Source organism: Virgibacillus phasianinus (assembly GCF_002216775.1).
Taxonomy (GTDB): domain Bacteria; phylum Bacillota; class Bacilli; order Bacillales; family Amphibacillaceae; genus Virgibacillus_F; species Virgibacillus_F phasianinus.
This window is the reverse complement of the sequence record NZ_CP022315.1, coordinates 286570-304974: the sequence shown is the minus strand read 5'-3', so window position 1 is coordinate 304974 and position 18405 is coordinate 286570. Positions and strand designations below refer to the sequence as shown.

Annotated in this window: 18 protein-coding genes; 16 read left to right on the top strand and 2 right to left on the bottom strand. The window is 38.6% G+C overall.

What is annotated here, in order from left to right:
* Window position 1 precedes the first annotated feature (1 nt).
* Both CFK37_RS01485 and CFK37_RS01480 read left to right on the top strand, forming a co-directional pair.
* A complete protein-coding gene (locus tag CFK37_RS01485) occupies window positions 2–634 on the top strand; it encodes a bifunctional 2-keto-4-hydroxyglutarate aldolase/2-keto-3-deoxy-6-phosphogluconate aldolase (RefSeq protein WP_089060252.1) in 633 nt (210 codons plus the stop codon).
* Window positions 635–637: 3 nt separating this feature from the next.
* Entirely contained in the window at window positions 638–1639 is a 1002-nt protein-coding gene (locus CFK37_RS01480) for a sugar kinase (RefSeq protein WP_089060251.1), read from the top strand.
* A 201-nt stretch (window positions 1640–1840) separates the two neighbouring features.
* On the opposite strand, the gene CFK37_RS01475 is transcribed toward CFK37_RS01480, so the two are convergent.
* A complete protein-coding gene (locus CFK37_RS01475; RefSeq protein WP_089060250.1) occupies window positions 1841–2764 on the bottom strand; it encodes an AEC family transporter in 924 nt (307 codons plus the stop codon).
* Between the two features lie 1067 nt (window positions 2765–3831).
* Window positions 3832–5019: an ROK family transcriptional regulator gene (locus CFK37_RS01470; RefSeq protein WP_089060249.1), complete on the bottom strand. Its 1188-nt coding sequence runs from the start codon at window positions 5017–5019 to the stop codon at window positions 3832–3834.
* 303 nt (window positions 5020–5322) lie between these two features.
* Here CFK37_RS01470 and CFK37_RS01465 point away from each other — a divergent pair, with 303 nt between their 5' ends.
* From CFK37_RS01465 to CFK37_RS01400, 14 genes are all read left to right on the top strand, one after another.
* The gene (locus CFK37_RS01465) at window positions 5323–6156 is read left to right on the top strand and encodes an AraC family transcriptional regulator (protein WP_172840438.1); all 834 of its coding nucleotides are present in this window, start codon (window positions 5323–5325) and stop codon (window positions 6154–6156) included.
* A gap of 23 nt (window positions 6157–6179) precedes the next feature.
* Window positions 6180–7340, top strand: a complete 1161-nt coding sequence (locus CFK37_RS01460) for a Gfo/Idh/MocA family protein (RefSeq protein WP_089060247.1) — start codon at window positions 6180–6182, stop codon at window positions 7338–7340.
* A gap of 66 nt (window positions 7341–7406) precedes the next feature.
* Window positions 7407–8417 (top strand): Gfo/Idh/MocA family protein, encoded by a 1011-nt coding sequence (locus tag CFK37_RS01455; RefSeq protein WP_089060246.1) that lies wholly within the window; start codon window positions 7407–7409, stop codon window positions 8415–8417.
* Entirely contained in the window at window positions 8414–9274 is an 861-nt protein-coding gene (locus tag CFK37_RS01450) for a sugar phosphate isomerase/epimerase family protein (protein ID WP_089060245.1), read from the top strand. Before CFK37_RS01455 ends, CFK37_RS01450 begins: the two co-directional genes overlap by 4 nt.
* Window positions 9275–9313: 39 nt before the next feature.
* Window positions 9314–10390: a Gfo/Idh/MocA family protein gene (locus CFK37_RS01445; protein WP_089060244.1), complete on the top strand. Its 1077-nt coding sequence runs from the start codon at window positions 9314–9316 to the stop codon at window positions 10388–10390.
* 228 nt (window positions 10391–10618) lie between these two features.
* Window positions 10619–12100, top strand: a complete 1482-nt coding sequence (locus CFK37_RS01440) for an MFS transporter (RefSeq protein ID WP_089060243.1) — start codon at window positions 10619–10621, stop codon at window positions 12098–12100.
* Window positions 12101–12309: 209 nt separating this feature from the next.
* The gene (locus tag CFK37_RS01435) at window positions 12310–13311 is read left to right on the top strand and encodes a TRAP transporter substrate-binding protein (protein WP_089060242.1); all 1002 of its coding nucleotides are present in this window, start codon (window positions 12310–12312) and stop codon (window positions 13309–13311) included.
* A 70-nt stretch (window positions 13312–13381) separates the two neighbouring features.
* A complete protein-coding gene (locus CFK37_RS01430; protein WP_089060241.1) occupies window positions 13382–13879 on the top strand; it encodes a TRAP transporter small permease in 498 nt (165 codons plus the stop codon).
* Between the two features lie 5 nt (window positions 13880–13884).
* Window positions 13885–15162: a TRAP transporter large permease gene (locus CFK37_RS01425; RefSeq protein ID WP_089060240.1), complete on the top strand. Its 1278-nt coding sequence runs from the start codon at window positions 13885–13887 to the stop codon at window positions 15160–15162.
* Between the two features lie 165 nt (window positions 15163–15327).
* On the top strand, window positions 15328–15756 hold the full coding sequence (locus CFK37_RS01420) for an RDD family protein (protein ID WP_089060239.1): 429 nt from the start codon (window positions 15328–15330) through the stop codon (window positions 15754–15756).
* Window positions 15757–15860: 104 nt separating this feature from the next.
* Complete coding sequence (locus CFK37_RS01415; protein WP_157724776.1) at window positions 15861–16787, top strand: DUF4349 domain-containing protein; 927 nt, start codon at window positions 15861–15863, stop codon at window positions 16785–16787.
* A gap of 22 nt (window positions 16788–16809) precedes the next feature.
* Window positions 16810–17346, top strand: coding sequence for a GNAT family N-acetyltransferase (locus CFK37_RS01410; protein ID WP_089060237.1), 537 nt, complete (start codon window positions 16810–16812; stop codon window positions 17344–17346).
* A gap of 81 nt (window positions 17347–17427) precedes the next feature.
* Complete coding sequence (locus tag CFK37_RS01405; protein WP_089060236.1) at window positions 17428–18162, top strand: Bax inhibitor-1/YccA family protein; 735 nt, start codon at window positions 17428–17430, stop codon at window positions 18160–18162.
* A 14-nt stretch (window positions 18163–18176) separates the two neighbouring features.
* Entirely contained in the window at window positions 18177–18374 is a 198-nt protein-coding gene (locus CFK37_RS01400; protein ID WP_089060235.1) for a DUF3951 domain-containing protein, read from the top strand.
* Window positions 18375–18405 lie beyond the last annotated feature (31 nt).

The window sequence follows — 18405 nt, the reverse complement described above, 5'->3', positions numbered from 1 at the left end:
GATGCAAACCTATCATATTTTAAATCAAATGGTCGCCAATAAATTAGCACTCGTTATCCGCGGAGATAATCAATCGATGGCAGAAAAAACGGCGGAGGCATGTGTGAATGGTGGGGTTAAAACACTGGAAATAACGTTTACTGTTCCTAAAGCCGGACAACTATTAGAATCGCTTTCAGATAAATATAACAATGATGTTCTTGTTGGGGCAGGTACGGTGCTCGATAGTGAAACTGCCAGAGTGGCTATTCTGTCTGGTGCAAAATTTATTGTGAGTCCAGGTTTTGACAAAGCTACAGCAAAATTATGCAACCGATATGCTATTCCGTATTTACCTGGGTGTATGTCGGTGAACGAAATGATCAGGGCAATGGAATATGGTGTTTCTGTGGTCAAACTGTTTCCGGGAAACGCTTTTGAGCCATCATTTATTAAAAATATTCATGGGCCGCTTCCGCATTTGGCAATTATGCCAACAGGAGGCATCACGATAGATAACGTTGCCGCCTGGTTAGATGCTGGCGCAATAATGGTTGGGGTCGGCGGTGAAATAACCAGACCGGCAAAAGATGGTGACTATGCTAAGGTGGAGCAACTCGCGAGAGAATTTCAACAAAAGGTAAATGAGGGATGAACCATGAGCAAAATTGTCACGCTTGGTGAGTTATTATTGCGTCTGACACCAGTACGGAATCAGCGTTTGAATCAAGGGGGAGACCTTCATGCTTATTATGGTGGTGCTGAAGCGAATGTAGCCATGTCACTTAGCAACTTTAACCATGAGGTTTTCTATTTATCTGTTCTTCCTCCAAATGATTTGGGTGATGCGGCGGAGAGCCATTTAAAATCCGGAGGCGTTGATACGAGGTGGGTGTTCCGTGGCGGGGAACGCATTGGTACATATTTTTATGAGAAGGGATTATCCCTAAAACAGGCCAAAGTAATTTATGACCGCAAACATTCATCAGTTCTTGAGTTACCTAAGAAGGACCTGGACTGGGATGCTGTTTATAAAGATGTTGCTGTTCTGCATACTTCTGGCATCACCCCGGCATTAAGTGGTGAAATGAAGGAGTTTACGCTGCTGGCAATGAAAGAAGCCAAAAAACGAAATGTTCTGGTAAGCTTTGATTTTAATTATCGAGGGAAACTGTGGTCGGTTGAAGAAGCAAATGATACATTTCTTGCGATATTACCACTTGTTGATTATTGTTTTGCAGGTTATAAGGATTTTATTTACCTGCTCGGCTGTGATGGGCCAGCGGATTTTGATGAAGACGTGCTGGAAAAACACTATCATAAATTTGCTGAAGAATATGGGATAACGTACTTTTCATGTACGAATAGAACAGTATTCTCTTCGACCGCAAACGAACTGGAAGGATATATTTTTAATAATGGCGCTCTTTATAAGAGTAATCGCTTTTCCTTTGAGATAGTAGATCGAATTGGTGGCGGTGATGCATTTGCTGCCGGTGTATTGCATGGTATCCTGTCAGATTTCGAGTCGCAGGAAATAGTTGAATTCGGTGTGGGTTCAAGCGTATTGAAGCATATGGTTTATGGCGATCATAACCAATTTAACGCTGGCGAAGTAAAAGACTTTCTTGCTAATCATGGCGGGGACGTCAGTAGATAATGAAAGAAGGGCGGACATCAGTTTCTCAGGGCTGGTGTCCGCCTTTATTTCATAAGATCAGAAATAAAAATCTGTCCAGCTCCAGCGCCCAGAAGCTGCCGTCATAAGCAATGGACACTACGAACGCTAAACCCATGCGTTCTACGGCCCCTTGCTTATGCGTCCGCTTCTAAACGGGGCACTTGCGCTTTTCTAATAAGGTTAGAACAAAACCCTTGCTAGATAGATAACCATCGTAACTGTGATGGTACTAAATATGGTTGAGAACAAGACAACCTGTGCTGCAAAGTTTGGATAATTATTATATTCCTGTGCGATAACCGCACTGTTAACAGAAGTTGGCATAGCCGAAGCAATTAACAATGCCTGCGCTATAATGCCATCAAGACCAAAAATAAAGATAAGTGCTAACGCGATTAATGGACCTGCTACTAATCTAATTAGTAAGCTGAAATAAACCGATGATAATCCTGTTTTAAATTGAATATTTGCTACTTGTGCTCCTAAGGTAAGCAATGCAAGAGAAATCATGGCTTCAGAAATATAATTTGCCGGAACCCAGATAAAGGAGGGAATAGGCACGCTAAATACATTTAGTGTAATGCCGGCAATTAAAGCATATAAAACTGGCATTTTAAAATAACCGAGTGCAGCTTGTAATTTTCCTATGTTAATAGATTGCAGCGAGAAAATGCCATAAGAAAATAAAAAAATGTTTTGCAGTGTAAGAACAATAACTTGAATGGACATGGCGAATGGGTCGCTTTTAAACACTAAATCATTAACCGGAACCCCGTAGTTGCCAGAGTTAAAAAACATTACACTATTAGAAAAAGAGGTCTTCATGCCTTTATTCGCACCTGTTAACTTGGAAACTAATGCTGAAATGAAATATAGAATAAGTACGTATATTATGAAGAAAATCAGCACCTTGATAAACAAAGATAAGGAGAATGAGGTACTGTATAATTTAACAAAAATGAATCCTGGAACAAGAAAGTAAATATTTAATTTAGCTAGTGTCTGAACATCAAGGTTGAATTTCTTTTGCATAAAAAAGCCAATGGCCATAATAATAAAAATTGGTAAAATGATATCTTTTAGTATAATAAACAGTTCAGTCAACAATGTCCCGCCTTTCGATCCCGAATTGATGTAACGCTAAAAGAAGGGGCTGAGACAAAAATGTTTTAGTCAGGGAAAAAACCGTACTATGATTCAAAATTCTATAATTAGGATTTTGTAGTAGTTCGGATACTTTTCTTGGCTGTTTTTATAAACTGCGACGTAACTATAGGAGTGTAAGTCCACCGCTGCTTAAAAAACACTGCGCTTTCATGGCCTCCTCGAGCTTACGCTAAGGGCACTGAAAAAGGTATAGTTAATACACAAATATGTGGATCTATCATCGCATCTTGAATATACTGCGCTTTCCGCGGGCGAGTGGCGAGTCTCCTTGCCCCGGCGAGGGGTAGCCGACGTTGCCCGCAAAGGGCGGTTTTAGTTGGGCTTCATTAACCGTCGTCCTCCGGGGTCTCGCCGATCTCTCACTTCCCGCAGGACAAGGAAAGCTCCCTTGAGAAACATCGCACGCAGAAAAAGCGGGTTTCTTTTTCAAGGAGTCACCGTATATTCAAGATGCTAGGTAAAGGTGAAAAACTAAATTTTTTTAAATCCACCACTTTTTCAGTACCCTTCTTATGCTTCCGGGGTTTCACCTATGCTTAATCGACTCTACTCGCAGCTACAATTATTGAAAAATGAAGACCGATGTTATGGCATTATAGGTGGCACTCAATCCTAGCGGAGGAAAAACGCGGAGACTCCTTGAAAAAGAAAAGCACTTTTTCTTCGTGCGATGCTTATTCGGGGAAGCATTCCTTGTCCTGTGGGAGCAGAAGCCTCGATGAGACCCCGGAGAGCGTCATTAAGGAGGGCCAACTAAAACCGTCCTTCGCGGACAACGTTTGCATACCCCTTGCCGGGGCAAGGAGGCTCATTAGCTGCCCACGGAAAGCGCAGTGTTTTTCCGCAGCGGTGGATTAAAACTCATATAAAGTTACGTCGCAATTTATATCAACTGCTTATTAAGATCCGACTATTGTAAAAGTAACGTTCTGAATTTCCTATTCAGTGATCGTTCGTCTTCCCGAGTCAAATATTTTAGTTATGTCTCAGCCTCGTTCTTCTTTTTATCGAGCTGCTTGTTCTTCTACATCCTCGGAGATGGTTAAAATAAGCTCAGGGACTTCTAAAAAACGTTTGATTGCTAAAGCGCAAGCCCCCATTACACACGCCTTATTACCTAGATCGGATAAAACAAGTTCCCGGTATTGGCTGACCGATGATGTTAAATTGCTTTTAATTTTACCAATAGTATCTGGATACATTTGCAGTATTTCGCTATTTAATACTAAAGTTTCCGGATTATACAAATTGATAACATTGTTTAGCCCGATTGATATATATTCTATAAACTGCTCAAGATGCTTTTCGGCTGCAGTATCCTGTTTCTTAATCAAATCCCGTACATCGTGATAAGTTAAAGTTGGTTTATTCAATTCTTTGGACAACTGCGCGAATAAACTTGGTTCGGCAGCATACAGTTCCCAGCAGCCATGGTTACCGCATCTGCACTGTTCCCCATCTGGAGAAATAACCATATGTCCCATTTCCCCGGCGTATCCGTGATACCCTTTATGCAATTTACCATCAATGATGATTCCTGCGCCAATTCCTGAGGTTAGTAGGATGGTTAGCAAATTATCACTTTCATGGTGTTTATAGACCCTTTCAGCATAAGCTGACAGGTTGGCATTATTCTCAATAGAAATATTGATATTCAGTTCCTGTTCAAGCTGAGATTTTAAATCCTTGTTGCGCCACTGATTTTTAGGAACGAACAGGATGCTTTCATCTTTATTGACAGTACCATGTATCCCAATCATTACGTTTAGCAGACCATAACGGCTACTGGAGTATTTCTGAGTATATTCCTTGATGTGTTTGATTAGCAGCTGAACAGTGGCTTCGTAATCATTAACCTCCAGATCGACCGTATCACTTTGAACGGGATGTCCTTGCAAATCAGAAACAGTATATTGAATTTGATTATAGTCAAGATCGACGCCAAGTACATAACCCGCTTTACCGTTTATGGAAAGCATAATAGGTCTTCTCCCAACAGCATTATGCTCCTGCTGTGTTTCATATATCAGTTCCTCTTCTAAAAGGTTAGCAACCTGAACAGAAATAGTAGCTTTGTTCAGGCCAGTTATTTTCGACAAGTCTGCACGTGATATTCTGCCATGTTCAATTATATTTTTTAGGATTAAGCTTCTATTAATTTTTTTTATGTAAGCCCCGTCACCTGTGATCATGGGACAACCCCCTTGGTATGTTTGAATAGTATAATTTGTTTAATGAACAAATTAAAATGTACAATATATGCGTATACACAATGATAATTACATTATATAACAAAATGGATGCCATTGAAATGAAACCAATGTTTTGATAGCTTTTAAGCATTAAATTAAACATACCAATAAAAAGTTATCTGTAAAGGTTTTATAAAAAGCACGCACAGTAAAATTTTATGAAAATATGGGCAGTTTGAGGCAATGATTTTACTCTTTTTATGTTATAAACTATAAATAAGTTCACGGAAAGGAATGGTCTGTTTGAACGAACCACTAATTGTAAATTATCGGGTGCAAGGAAATTGGGGGACATTTGACTACCATTCCCATCAAGAATATGAAATTTATTTTTTCCATGCCGGTTCTTGCAGGTATTTAATTCATAACCAAATTTACGATTTGGAGCCAGGTGATATTTTGTTAATGGATGGCATGACATTGCATAAACCGAATGTTCAGCCAAACAGTGAGTATGTCCGTAGTACCATTCATTTTTCACCACAATGGATTGCTGGTGTATTAAAAGAAATGGGAGGTATGCATTTACTTGATGCTTTTCAAAAGCTGCATCATTGTTTAATTCGAACAAATGAAAGTCAGGAATCGAAACAACTTGAGGAAATCATACGACGCCTGCAGGAGGTAAAGCGGTCATTTACGTTAAATGATAGTTTTGCTGAAACGGAAATGAAAGTATTGTTATTGCAAGTTTTGGTTAGCGTAAACAGACTTGGTCAAATGGACTCCCGGAAACTTCCGAACAAAGCTGAAAAAGCGGAGCATGCAGAGGACATAGCAGCCTATATCCAGTCTAATTATATGCATAAGCTGACACTTGATTCAATTTCGGAAGCACTTAATTTAAGCAAATCCTATGTTTCTCATTTGTTTAAAGAGATGACAGGATTTACCGTTTTAGAATATTTAATGGGATGCCGATTAACACAAGTGAAGTATTTACTTGAAATGGAACCAGATAAAGCATTAAAGGAAGTTGCCAGTGAGAGTGGATTTGAAAGCGTTTCCCACTTCAGTCGTTATTTCCGTGAAAAAGTAGGCATGACTGCAAGCGAATTTCGACGGTTACGTCAATAATAATAAAGTGAGGAGAGCTGTTTATGAAGAAGGTAAGGTTAGGGATTATTGGGTTAGGGGCACAAGGTGGTGCTTACGCTGGATTTATTACAGATGGCAGGGTGGAAAACATGGAGATTGGTGCTATTTGTGATAACGACCCAGCAAAAAAGGATGTTGCTAAGGATAAATATCCAGATGTTCCATTCTATGATAATTATATCGATATGCTAGAGAGTGGCGATGTTGATGCAGTAGTTACCTGTGTTCCCCATTATTTGCACCCGGAAATGGGAATTCATGCATTAAAAAGAGATATCCATGCATTAGTGGAAAAACCTGCTGGTGTTTATACAAAACAGGTAAAGGAATTAAACGAATTTGCCGCAACCAAACCAGAATTAACCTTTGGAATTATGTTTAACCAAAGAACAAACGAACTATATCAAAAAGTGAAGGAAGTTATTGATAATGGCGAAATTGGCGATATTCGCCGTACAAACTGGATCATTACTTCATGGTGGAGACCACAAGGCTACTATGACCAAAGTGCATGGAGAGCAACATGGGAAGGTGAGGGCGGCGGAGTCCTTGTTAATCAGGCCCCACATCAATTAGACTTACTGCAATGGATTTGCGGTATACCAAAAAAAGTATATTCAAATGTGAAATACGGCTATCAACGAGACATTGCTGTGGAAGATGAAGTAACAACACTTCTTGATTATGGTAATGGTGCAACAGGTGTGTTTATTACTTGCACACATGATGTTATGGGAACAGATCGTTTTGAAATTTTGGGTGATAAAGGAAAGATTGTTGTTGACGACAGTAAGAAAGTGACAATTAAGCGTCTCCATAAATCAGAGAAGGAAATGAGCGATACAATGAGCTGGGCAGATGCTGCGAAGGTGTTCATGGGTGGAGATTTGTCTGAAGTGTACAGTGAAGAGGTTCTGGAATTTGAAAGTGTCTGGGGTGCACAGCATACCGCCGTCATGGAAAACTTTGCAGCAAACGTTTTAGACGGAACTCCTTTGCTGGCACCCGGCAGTGACGGTATCAATGGTGTTGCATTAGCCAACGCTATCCATCTATCAAGCTGGTTAGGGAAAGAAGTAGAACTTCCAGTTGACGAAGATGTTTACCTAAATGAATTAAACAAAAAGATAGAGGAAGAAAAGCGTCAACCCATTCAAAAATAATAGTTAATTAAACTAACTCATTGTCAGTTTGACTATGGGTTAGTTTTTCAAAGGGAGATCGAGCTTATGCTTAAAATAGCAGTCATTGGACTCGGAGATATCTCAAAGATTCACATACCAGCAATACAAGCTAGAACTAATGCCAAATTGGTTGCCGTGTGTGATATTGATGAGTCATTAAGAGATACTGTACCAGATGCAGTTTTTTATACTAATTACCAGGAGATGCTTGACAGGGAAACACTTGATTGTGTTCACGTTTGCCTGCCACATCATCTTCATTACGCTGCAACGAAAGCATGTGTAATGAAAGGAGTCCATGTATTTCAGGAAAAGCCATTGGCACGAAATGCTGAGGAAGGAATGGCTTTAGTAGATTTGGAGAAAGAACACGAGGAAATCAAAATATGTGTTGCCTTCCAGAATCGTTTCAATGAGACGTTCGAAAAACTTCAGGAAATTGTCAAAAGCGGGGAATACGGGGGAGTAATTGGAATAAAGGGATTAGTGACCTGGTATCGACCAAAAGCTTATTATGATGTGAAACCTTGGCGTGGCATAATGAAATACGCAGGTGGTGGTGTGATGATTAATCAAGCCATCCACACCTTGGATTTAATGCAGCTCGTAGGTGGGGAAGTTAAAACAATTAGGGGATCGATTGATAATTTATTTGATTATGGCTATGAGGTTGAGGATACTGCTGTTGCCAATATTACATTTACTAACGGCGCCACAGGGTTATTTTTTGCAACGAATACGAATGCAGGAAATTCCAGTGTTGAGCTGCAGGTTATGTTAGAAAAAGGAAAACTGACGGTTAAAGACAGTATCTTAACGAAAGTAAACGATAGCGGTATCAAAGAAAAGATAATTGAAGATGCCAGGCTTCCTGGATCAAAGTTTTATTACGGTGCCAGTCACGCAAAATTAATTAATCACTTCTATACATGTATCGAAAATGATTCCCAGGATTATATCCACATAAAGGATGCTCAAATATCCATGGAAATGATTAGTACGATTCGCAGATCTTCAGATATTAAACAAGAAATAAAAATGGAGGTATATCAATGAAACAAGGTAAAATTGGTGTGCAAATGATGATGCTTAAGGGTAAAGTGGAAGAACTTGGCGCTTATGAAACGATGAAACAGTTACACGAATTAGGTTTTGGTGCAGTGGAAGTATCACAAATTCCAATGACAGAAGAAAATGTAGCGGAATTAAAAAGGGCAAGTACTGACTTTGATATTAAAATTGCCGCAATGTCCGCTCCTTTAGAGCCAATGATGCCAGGTGCTCCGGGAGAGACGTTAACAAATGACTTTGAAAAAATTGTTAATGACTGTAAGACACTGGAATGTGACTTTCTGCGTATTGGAATGCTTCCATTAAATATTATGGGTGATAAAGATAAGATTCTTGGCTTCATTGCTAGAGCTGAGGTAATGGCCGAAAGATTAGCTGAACAGGGAATTAACCTTTATTATCATACGCATCATATTGAATTTCAAAAATACGAAGGAGAATATTTGTTAGATTTGATTAAAAATAATACAACTAAGCTTGGTTTTGAATTGGATGTTCATTGGATCCAACGGGCTGGGGTAAATCCAGTACAGTTTATTGGAGAGTATAAAGGACGTATTTCGTTATTGCATTTAAAGGATTATCGTATTGGTAATTTAGATATAAACGAAGAAGATTTAAACGATATGGATAAGTTTTTCAATAAATTCACAAATCTGATTGAATTTGCAGAAGTCGGTGAAGGAAATCTTGATATGAAGGCTATTATAGATGCTGGTCTTGAAAGTGGGGCACAATATTTCCTAATTGAACAGGATGATACATATGGACGGGATCCATTTGATTGTCTGAAACTATCAGCAGATAACTTAAAAGAACTAGGTTATGCGGACTGGTTTTAAGCCTGGGGAATGAAATAACAATCAAGGAGTGTTCAGAACATGAGTAAGGACGGTATGAATTATGCACCAAAAGGAAAGCCCAATCCGGTTGTAAAGGAAGGAGAATTTCCAATCGCCGCAGCAGAACTTGATCATGGCCATATCTATGGCATGTGCAATGGTTTAGTTGAAGCGGGCGCCACATTGAAGTGGGTTTACGACCCAGACAAAGAAAAGGTAGCAGACTTCGTTAAAGAATTCCCTGAAGTTCAGGCAGCAGATTCTTTGGAGCAAATCTTGAATGATGAAACAATTAAACTAGTAGCAGCGGCAGCCATCCCATCAGAGCGAAGTGCGCTTGGCAATCAAGTAATGGAAGCTGGAAAGGATTACTTTACAGATAAGACACCATTTACCACGATGGCCCAATTAGAAGAAACCAAGCGCGTGGTGGAAAAAACCGGGCAAAAGTATATGGTCTATTTTAGTGAACGGTTACATGTGGAGGGTGCTGTATTTGCGGGTGACTTAATTAATGATGGTGCAATTGGGAAAGTGATCCAGGTCACAGGTTTTGGACCACATCGTTTAAATGCCTCAAGCCGCCCGAATTGGTTTTTCAATAAAGAACAATATGGTGGAATTTTATGCGATATTGGCAGCCACCAAATTGAACAATTTTTATATTATGCGGGTTGTGAGGATGCCGAGATCCTGCACAGTAAGGTGGGTAACTATAATAACCCTGACCATCCAGAATTAGAAGATTACGGTGATGCAACATTACTAGGAAATAATGGTGCAACGCAAATTTTTAAGGTGGATTGGTTTACTCCTGATGGACTACGTACTTGGGGAGATGGACGGACCTTCATTACTGGAACAGAGGGGACGATTGAGATTCGTAAATATGTCGATGTAGCAAGGGAAGAAGATACTGGTGACCATCTTTACCTCGTGAACAAAGAAGGCGAGAAACATTACGAACTATCGGGCAAGGTTGGCTTCCCTTTTTTTGGAGAATTAATTAAGGATTGTATGAATCGCACGGAAAAGGCGATGACACAAGAGCACGCATTTAAAGCGGCAGAACTGTGTTTAATAGCGCAGGAGAAGGCTGTTAACGTATCAGAATAAAGGAAACTGTATGCCCAATAATTAAATGGGTGTACGGTTCTTTATTTGTTTTGGTAATTTTCTAAAAAGGTCTTGCTATTTTAAGCGCTTACATTTATCATAGTATTTAAGTTAATAGTTTGTTTGGTAAACAAAATAAACATGCGTTTTAAAACATATTAATAAATGTAAGCGGTTTATGATTTATCAAACATTAAATTTATCGGAAAATGGGGAGGGAAAGGCATTATGGCAAGCACAACAACAGAAAGTGATCAGGAGTATAACAGAGCAAAAATATGGCAGATTGGTTTTTTTGCATTAAACAATACCGCAACAAATCTTTATATGTTTATCTTAACGTTTGTTACATATTATGCCACTGGAATAGCTGGGCTCGCAGTTGTGGCTGTAAGTACTGTTTTAACAGCAATGCGAATATTTGACGGTATTACGGATCCTATTGTCGGCTTTATTGTAGACAAAACGGAATCTAATTTCGGCAAATTTAGACCATTTATGATTATAGGGAACGTGATTTTAGCAGGTTCGATACTGATTATGTACAATGTAACTCATTTACTTCCACAATCATTTCAACTCATTTTCTTTATTGTTATGTATGCCATTTATATTATTGGCTATACACTGCAAACCACGGTAACGAAAGCAGCTCAAACGGTGTTGACGAATGATCCCAAACAACGCCCACTTTATAGTGTTTTTGATGCTTCATATAATGCTCTAATATTTACTGGAGGCCAAGTATTTGTTGCTTCTTATCTGATTGCAAAATACGGTGACTTTACCATGGCATTGTTCACGGAATTAAATACATACGCTATTATTTTTGCCGGTATATGTACGATTTTAGCCGTAATCGGTATTTCCGGAAAAGACCGTAAAGAATATTATGGATTGGCAGAGAAAACTGTAAATACAAGATTTCGTGACTACTGGCCAATTTTAAAAAAGAACCGGCCATTACAAATGTTAATAACAGCAACTACTGTTGATAAACTGGCCTTTATGCTTATTCGCTATTCAGTGGTTGCAGTCATGATATTTGGAATTTTGATGGGTGATTATGGGTTGAGTGGATCAATTTCATTAATTACCATTGCACCAACTTTAATCATAACATTTATAGTAGTTGCATATGCAAGGAAGCTAGGTATGAGAAGTGCATTTATGGGCTCAACCTGGATAGCATTGTTCTCGCTAATCGGTTTGATTGGATTATTTTTAATAATGAATGATCCGACAACAATATCTGGGGGCATTGGGATACCCATTGTGATATTTACCGTGTTATATACAATGGCCATTTCATTTGGGGGTATCCCAAGCTCGCTTGTAAACCCAATGATTGCAGACGTTTCTGACTACGAAACATCTAAAACAGGACGCTATATACCAGGGATGTTAGGTACCTTATTTTCCTTTATTGATAAATTAGTTACATCCTTGGCACCAGCAATAGTTGGGCTAGGAGTGGCTATCATCGGGTTTGGTTCAGAGTTTCCAACTGTAACCGATGAATTAACAACTCCTTTGTTCGTCATGACATTAATATTAGCGTTCGGTTTACCGGCAGTTATGCTGGTTATATCATTAACCGCAATGAAATTTTATAAATTAGATGACAAGAAAATGAAAGAAATTCAAAGGTCAATTGCAGAAGTTAAGATGAAAGAAAACAAGGATGATGATAATTCACAGGTAATGTAAGTACGGAAAATAAGACACATGACGGTTAGCCGAAATATGCAGCCCACGAATTGAGGAAGCGTGGGTTAACTAGATTTCGGTTATAAAGGATAAGTAACTGCAAAGTTTTAATTAATTTGGATGGTAAACAAAGTAATTAAACAGGAGTGAATATTTCACAGTTGTCACCTTTTAATGACCACACAATTTGAAATAAAGGAGGAACTAAAGTGAATAAAAAGTTATTATCGTTATTTTTTGTTTTGATTTTTCTAGTAATTGTTTTGGCAGCATGTGATGGTGGTTCTGGAAAAACTTCAGGCGATTCTGAAGAGCCTATTACCTTAAGGTTAGCTGAAAACCAGCCGGAGGATTACCCAACTACTATTGGGGCTAAAGAATTTGCTAGACTAGTAGAAGAAAAAACAAATGGTCGCTATAAAATAGAAGTATATGCTGGTGGCCAGCTTGGGGAAGAGAAAAGTGTAATTGAACAAGTACAATTGGGATCTATTGATTTAACAAGGGTTAACGCAGTTCCATTAGCAGAGTTTTCAGAGGATATCGGTGTGTTATCTATGCCGTACTTATTCGAAGATGAGGAACAAAAATGGAAAAAGCTAAATGGAGAAGTAGGGCAGGAGCTTCTAAGCACGTTTGAAGGATCTAATTTGGTTGGTCTGGCATTTTATGATTCAGGCGAAAGAAGTTTTTACAATTCTGTACGACCAATTAAAACACCTGAAGACATGGAAGGACTTAAGCTTCGTGTACAAAATTCCGAAATAGCTATAGATATTGTGGAAGCATTAGGTGCTTCTGCAACTCCTATGGAATACGGAGAAGTTTATTCCGCCATCCAAACAGGAGTAATTGATGGAGGCGAAAATAACCTCCCAAGTTATTACACTGCAAATCATTATGAAGTTGCGAAGTATTTTACAGACAATGGCTATCAGGGAGTTCCGGAAGTATTATTAGCATCCCAACAATTATGGGATAGTTTAAGTGATAAAGACAAAAAAGCATTTAGAGAAGCTGCTTTAGAATCAGTTCCAGTCCAACGTGAGGCGTGGGCGGAATTAGTGAAAAAATCAAGAAAAACTGTCAAAGAAAACGGAAGTAAAATTATTAAAGTAGACGATATTACCCCGTGGCGGGAGGCTGTTCAGCCGATTTATGATAAATACGGAGATAAGTATGGCGAATGGATTGATAAATTGACAAAATAAATATAATTCTTTTTTGTAAGGGAGGAAGCGGGAGATCCCGCTTCCTAAATTAATTTAGGAGGCAACTTTTATGAAAGCGTTAAAAATGATTAAAAGTGGTCTTGATAGACTGCTTTTAGTTTCTGCCTTAACTATGCTTGCGGTAATGGTAGTTGTCATAATCATCCAGGTTTTTTCACGTCAGTTTTTTAGCTACACCCCTTCCTGGTCAACAGAGTTATCAAGAATACTTTTTGTATGGGTAAGCTTTCTTGGGATAGCGTATGGATTCAAAGAAAAATTACATATTGCATTAGGCCTTGTAGTTAATGCCATGCCGGAAAAAGTCCAGGATTTGTTTGATTATCTAGCAAAAATAATTGTAGTGGGCTTAGGGGTACTTATGATTTATTACGGATGGCAATTCACTACGTTAATGGGCAGGTCAACCTTGCCGGGAACAGGCTGGCCATCAAGTGTTTTATATGCATCGATTCCAATAGCGGGCTTGTTCATCACAATATATGGGATTGAATTATTGTTTAAAAAAGGTATGCATCAGGATCTAACTGATGTAAGTGAGGGGTGAATAAGATGGAAGTATTTATTTTAACTGGCAGTTTTATTCTGTTGCTCATATTTAGAATTCCAATTGCCCTTTGCCTTATCATATCCTGTTTAGTTACAGGGGTGTATATGGGATTTGATCCTGCGGCTATTCTGCAGCGAATGGTTGGCGGTTTAAATTCATTTTCGTTGTTAGCGATTCCGTTCTTTATCCTTGCTGGTGAAATAATGAATGAGGGTGGAATTTCAAATAGATTAATAAACCTTGCAAACGTAATTATTGGAAAAGTCAGAGGCGGACTTGCAATGGTAAATGTTCTGGCTAGTACTTTCTTTGGAGGGATTTCAGGATCGTCACTTGCTGATACTTCATCCTTAGGGTCAGTTTTAATTCCAATGATGAAAAAACAAGGTTATGATTCGGACTATTCCGTTTCCGTAACGATTTCAAGCTCAACACAAGGTGTAATGATTCCACCGAGTCATAATATGATTATTTACTCAACTGCTGCTGGTGGGGTCTCAGTTGGAGCGCTCTTTATGGGTGGGTTAGGTCCTGGTCTGTTACTAGGGATAGGAATAATGATTTTAACTTATATGATGGCTGTAAAGCGTAAGTATCCAAAGGGTGAACCAGTCAAAAAAGAGGAAATACCTAAAATTATACGGGATGGCTTGTTAGGATTACTTACAATCGTAATCATTATGGGTGGCATATTAAGTGGACTATTCACAGCTACTGAGTCTGCTGCTATTGGAACTCTTTATGCATTTATCATCACATTCTTCGTGTACAGGGAAATCCCACTCGTTAGAATGGGAATTATTTTACAAAGATCGTTTAAAACATTGGCAATGGTCCTATTTCTAATTGGTGCTTCCTCTTCATTTGGCTGGTTATTAGCGCTATTGAAAGTTCCTGCTTTGGTATCAGACGGCTTATTAAGTATTTCACCAAATGATGCAAGCACTATTCTAATGATCGTAATAATCCTGTTGTTACTTGGAATGGTTATGGACATGGCACCACTTATATTAATTGCAACACCTATATTACTGCCTGTTGCGACGAGTGTAGGTATGGACCCCGTTCATTTCGGTGTCGTATTAATTCTAGCATTAGGTATAGGATTGGTAACACCACCTGTCGGTTCAGTATTATTTGTTGGTTCGGCAATTGGCAGGCTGCCGATTGAAAAAGCTTCAAAAGGAATGCTGCCTTTTTACGCTGTAATGATTGCTGTCCTATTATTAGTAGCGTATATTCCAAGCATTTCCTTATATTTACCGGGTTTTTTTGAATAGTAAAATACGAAACAATCTCATTTTAAATTATGATGGGAGTGTTTTTTTGCAGGTTTTTATACCTACATGTCGAATAGTGAATAAGGAGTGTTGTTTTCAGGAAACTCATCATAACATATGTATAGATGAAAAAATGAAGCATAGGGAATAAAAGGAGTTTTTTCAATGATAGATTATAAACCGGCCGGATTTTGGATTCGATTTTTGGCCGCTTTAGTAGATGGCTTGATTTCATTCGCATTGACGTTAGTTATCGCCTTAATCTTAAATGATCAGGAGTTTTTCAATAATATAAATAGGAATACAACCGATTCGACATCTGAATCTATTGTCAATTTACTGTACCCGGTAATATTTATTATTTTCTTCACTGCAAGTAAATATAAGGGTTCGCCCGGTAAAATGATTTGCAGAATTCAAGTGTTAAATGTGGATGGATCACAAATAAGTTTATGGAAATCTGTTGGGAGGTATTTTGCGTACTTCATCTCCGCAATAACACTTCTAATCGGATTTATGATGGCTGGATGGAACGAGGAAAAGAAGGCACTGCACGATATGATTTGTGACACCAGGGTTGTTTACCGTAAGTAGAATACGGAATTTTTCTCTGTAAATATTGTCTATACCATAAAATACAATTTTTTCCTTATAAGATTTTATACTTTTGGGGGAAAGTGACAGTTGGGGTGGTCAAGGTGAAAAAGTGGTTGTCCATTGTGGTTGTACTTAGTTTCAGCGTCTTTTTGGGAGCGTGCAGTAATGAAGAGAAGAGTATGAGTGATTCCGCCGATAAAGCTGCCGTAAGTACAGAAGAAAAGGTAACAGTGGAGGGTAAAGATTCTAATACAGGAACAAACGATATTGAAAATGGGCAACAGGGAAATAGCTCCGAAGAGAAAGACGCGAATTCTAAGGAAGATCAATTAACCCAGGTGAATAGAAAAATTATTTATACCGCCAACCTGCGTATCGAAGTTAAAGATTTTAAAAACGCGTTACATGATATTCAAACACAGGTGACTGATCGTGGTGGATATATTGTGGAATCAAATAGGTACGGTGATACTGAGGAAGGATCTACCAATGGTCAATTAACTGCACGAATTCCACAGGATGGGTTTCAAAGCTTTATTCAGTTTGTGGAGAAAGGCAGTAGCAAAGTCCTGGAAAGTTCTGTATCAGGGCAAGACGTGACAGAGGAATACATTGATCTGAAATCCCGCTTAAAATCCAAACATGTAGTAGAAAAACGACTAATTTCTTTCATGGAACAAGCCGAGAAAACAGAAGATCTTCTATCTATCTCTGAGGATTTAGCCAAGGTTCAAAGAGGGATTGAGGAAATAACAGGGCGGATGAAGTATCTGCGGAATAAAACCGACCTAGCGACGGTTACTATTCAAATAGAAGAAAATAATGTGAAACTTTCTGGAATAAGTGAGGATGAATTAAATACGTGGGAAAAAACGAAACAACAGTTTTTGAAAAGCATCAACTTTATCATCTCGGTTCTTTCGGGATTAGTTGTTTTTCTTATCGGGAATTTGCCGCTACTTATCGTATTAGGCTGTATTGGTCTAATTATATTCTTCATTGTTAGGAGAAGTAGGAATAATAGATAAAAAGATTGGATAGGGGAAGAAAATGAATATAAAGACAAATAGTAAAAGGCTATATCTTAGGGAATTTACTAGTAATGATTGGCAGCAGGTCCATATATACGCGTCACGTGATGAAGTGTGCCAATACCAGGTATGGGGACCAAATACTACAGATGAAACAAAGGAATTTATTAATCAAGCTTTAGCGGATATAGATAAACACCCTAGAAGCAGATTTTCTCTAGCTATTATCTGTAATGGATATTTAATCGGATCCGTCGAATTAACTATCACAGACGAGAAATATGGCACGGCAGAAATAGGTTATGTTATCAATCCCTCTTATTGGGGAAAGGGCTATGCAACGGAAGCTACTAGATTAATAGTAGATTGGGGATTTAAGGAATTTGGATTTCACCGGATCTTTGCTACGTGCGATCCCAGAAACAAAGCTTCCGCAAGAGTTTTAGGAAAAATAGGTATGGTCAGGGAAGGCAGAATCCGGGAGCATATCCGGCTTAAGGAAGGATGGCGTGATTCCTATCTATATAGTGTGTTAGATCGGGAGTGGAAATTTTGATTTGAAACCTAATGTAAACCCAGGTCGTATGAAATAAAAGACGCGTTAACCCGCGCCTTTTTGATAGGAGGGTTGATTTTGATGAGAACAGCAAATCCAGCTTTAAGCAATAAATCGTTTCGTGTAAGAAATGAAGGTACATCAACAATGACTATTCAGGGAACCGCCAATCGAACTTTCGTTCTATTCCTGGCACTTTTCGTTTCAGCAGCGTATACATGGAATCAGTATTTCAGTGGTAATGATTCAGTAGTGACGGGGATGCTGATCCTGGGATTGATTGCTGGGTTCATTCTCGCGTTAATTACCATTTTTATCCCGAAAGTTGCACCATTTACATCGATTCCATATGCTTTGGCGGAAGGCTTGGTCATTGGTGCAATTTCCGGAATGTATGAATTGCAATTTCACGGAATTACTATACAGGCAACTGTGTTAACATTCGGCGTTATGCTTGTGATGCTATTCGCATATAAAACCAGACTGGTTAAAGTTACGAAGAAGTTTAGGTTGGGTGTAATTTGTGCAACCGGTGCAATTATGCTCGCGTATCTTGCAACTTTTATTATGCGATTCTTCTTTGGCATGTCAGATGTTTTATATTTGCATAATAGTGGACCAATTGGCATTTTGATTAGTGTTGGTATTGTTATTGTGGCAGCATTAAACCTCGTACTTGATTTTGATTTCATTGAAAAAGGATCAAACCGACATGCACCTAAATACATGGAATGGTACGGAGCATTTGGGTTAATGGTGACACTGGTCTGGCTTTACCTTGAAATTCTGCGGCTGATTTCAAAAATCAGAAGATAAGTTGAGGTGAACTAATGGAACTCTTACCATATTCATCGGCAATTTTTATTTTTGTGATGGTGGTCTTGGTGTGTATTATTGCTTTTAAAATCTTTGTTAAAAAAGAAAGACCTGATAATTCCTATACTCCGTTTGACCATATTGCTGGTCAAGCAGAGGATGAATTCCATGAGAAGCAGGAAGAAAAAGAAATCGACGATAAGGAAAAATAATTTTTGAGGGTTAACATGGCGTCGGTAATGT

Excerpts from the sequence above, each read along its gene's own strand:
- CFK37_RS01480 (WP_089060251.1), top strand. The coding sequence starts at position 638 with ATGAGCAAAATTGTCACGCTTGGTGAGTTATTATTGCGTCTGACACCA.
- CFK37_RS01445 (WP_089060244.1), top strand. The coding sequence starts at position 9,314 with ATGAGTAAGGACGGTATGAATTATGCACCAAAAGGAAAGCCCAATCCG.
- CFK37_RS01430 (WP_089060241.1), top strand. The coding sequence starts at position 13,382 with ATGAAAGCGTTAAAAATGATTAAAAGTGGTCTTGATAGACTGCTTTTA.
- CFK37_RS01420 (WP_089060239.1), top strand. The coding sequence starts at position 15,328 with ATGATAGATTATAAACCGGCCGGATTTTGGATTCGATTTTTGGCCGCT.
- CFK37_RS01410 (WP_089060237.1), top strand. The coding sequence starts at position 16,810 with ATGAATATAAAGACAAATAGTAAAAGGCTATATCTTAGGGAATTTACT.
- CFK37_RS01440 (WP_089060243.1), top strand. The coding sequence starts at position 10,619 with ATGGCAAGCACAACAACAGAAAGTGATCAGGAGTATAACAGAGCAAAA.
- CFK37_RS01450 (WP_089060245.1), top strand. The coding sequence starts at position 8,414 with ATGAAACAAGGTAAAATTGGTGTGCAAATGATGATGCTTAAGGGTAAA.
- CFK37_RS01425 (WP_089060240.1), top strand. The coding sequence starts at position 13,885 with ATGGAAGTATTTATTTTAACTGGCAGTTTTATTCTGTTGCTCATATTT.
- CFK37_RS01455 (WP_089060246.1), top strand. The coding sequence starts at position 7,407 with ATGCTTAAAATAGCAGTCATTGGACTCGGAGATATCTCAAAGATTCAC.
- CFK37_RS01460 (WP_089060247.1), top strand. The coding sequence starts at position 6,180 with ATGAAGAAGGTAAGGTTAGGGATTATTGGGTTAGGGGCACAAGGTGGT.
- CFK37_RS01485 (WP_089060252.1), top strand. The coding sequence starts at position 2 with ATGCAAACCTATCATATTTTAAATCAAATGGTCGCCAATAAATTAGCA.
- CFK37_RS01470 (WP_089060249.1), bottom strand. The coding sequence starts at position 5,019 with ATGATCACAGGTGACGGGGCTTACATAAAAAAAATTAATAGAAGCTTA.
- CFK37_RS01405 (WP_089060236.1), top strand. The coding sequence starts at position 17,428 with ATGAGAACAGCAAATCCAGCTTTAAGCAATAAATCGTTTCGTGTAAGA.
- CFK37_RS01400 (WP_089060235.1), top strand. The coding sequence starts at position 18,177 with ATGGAACTCTTACCATATTCATCGGCAATTTTTATTTTTGTGATGGTG.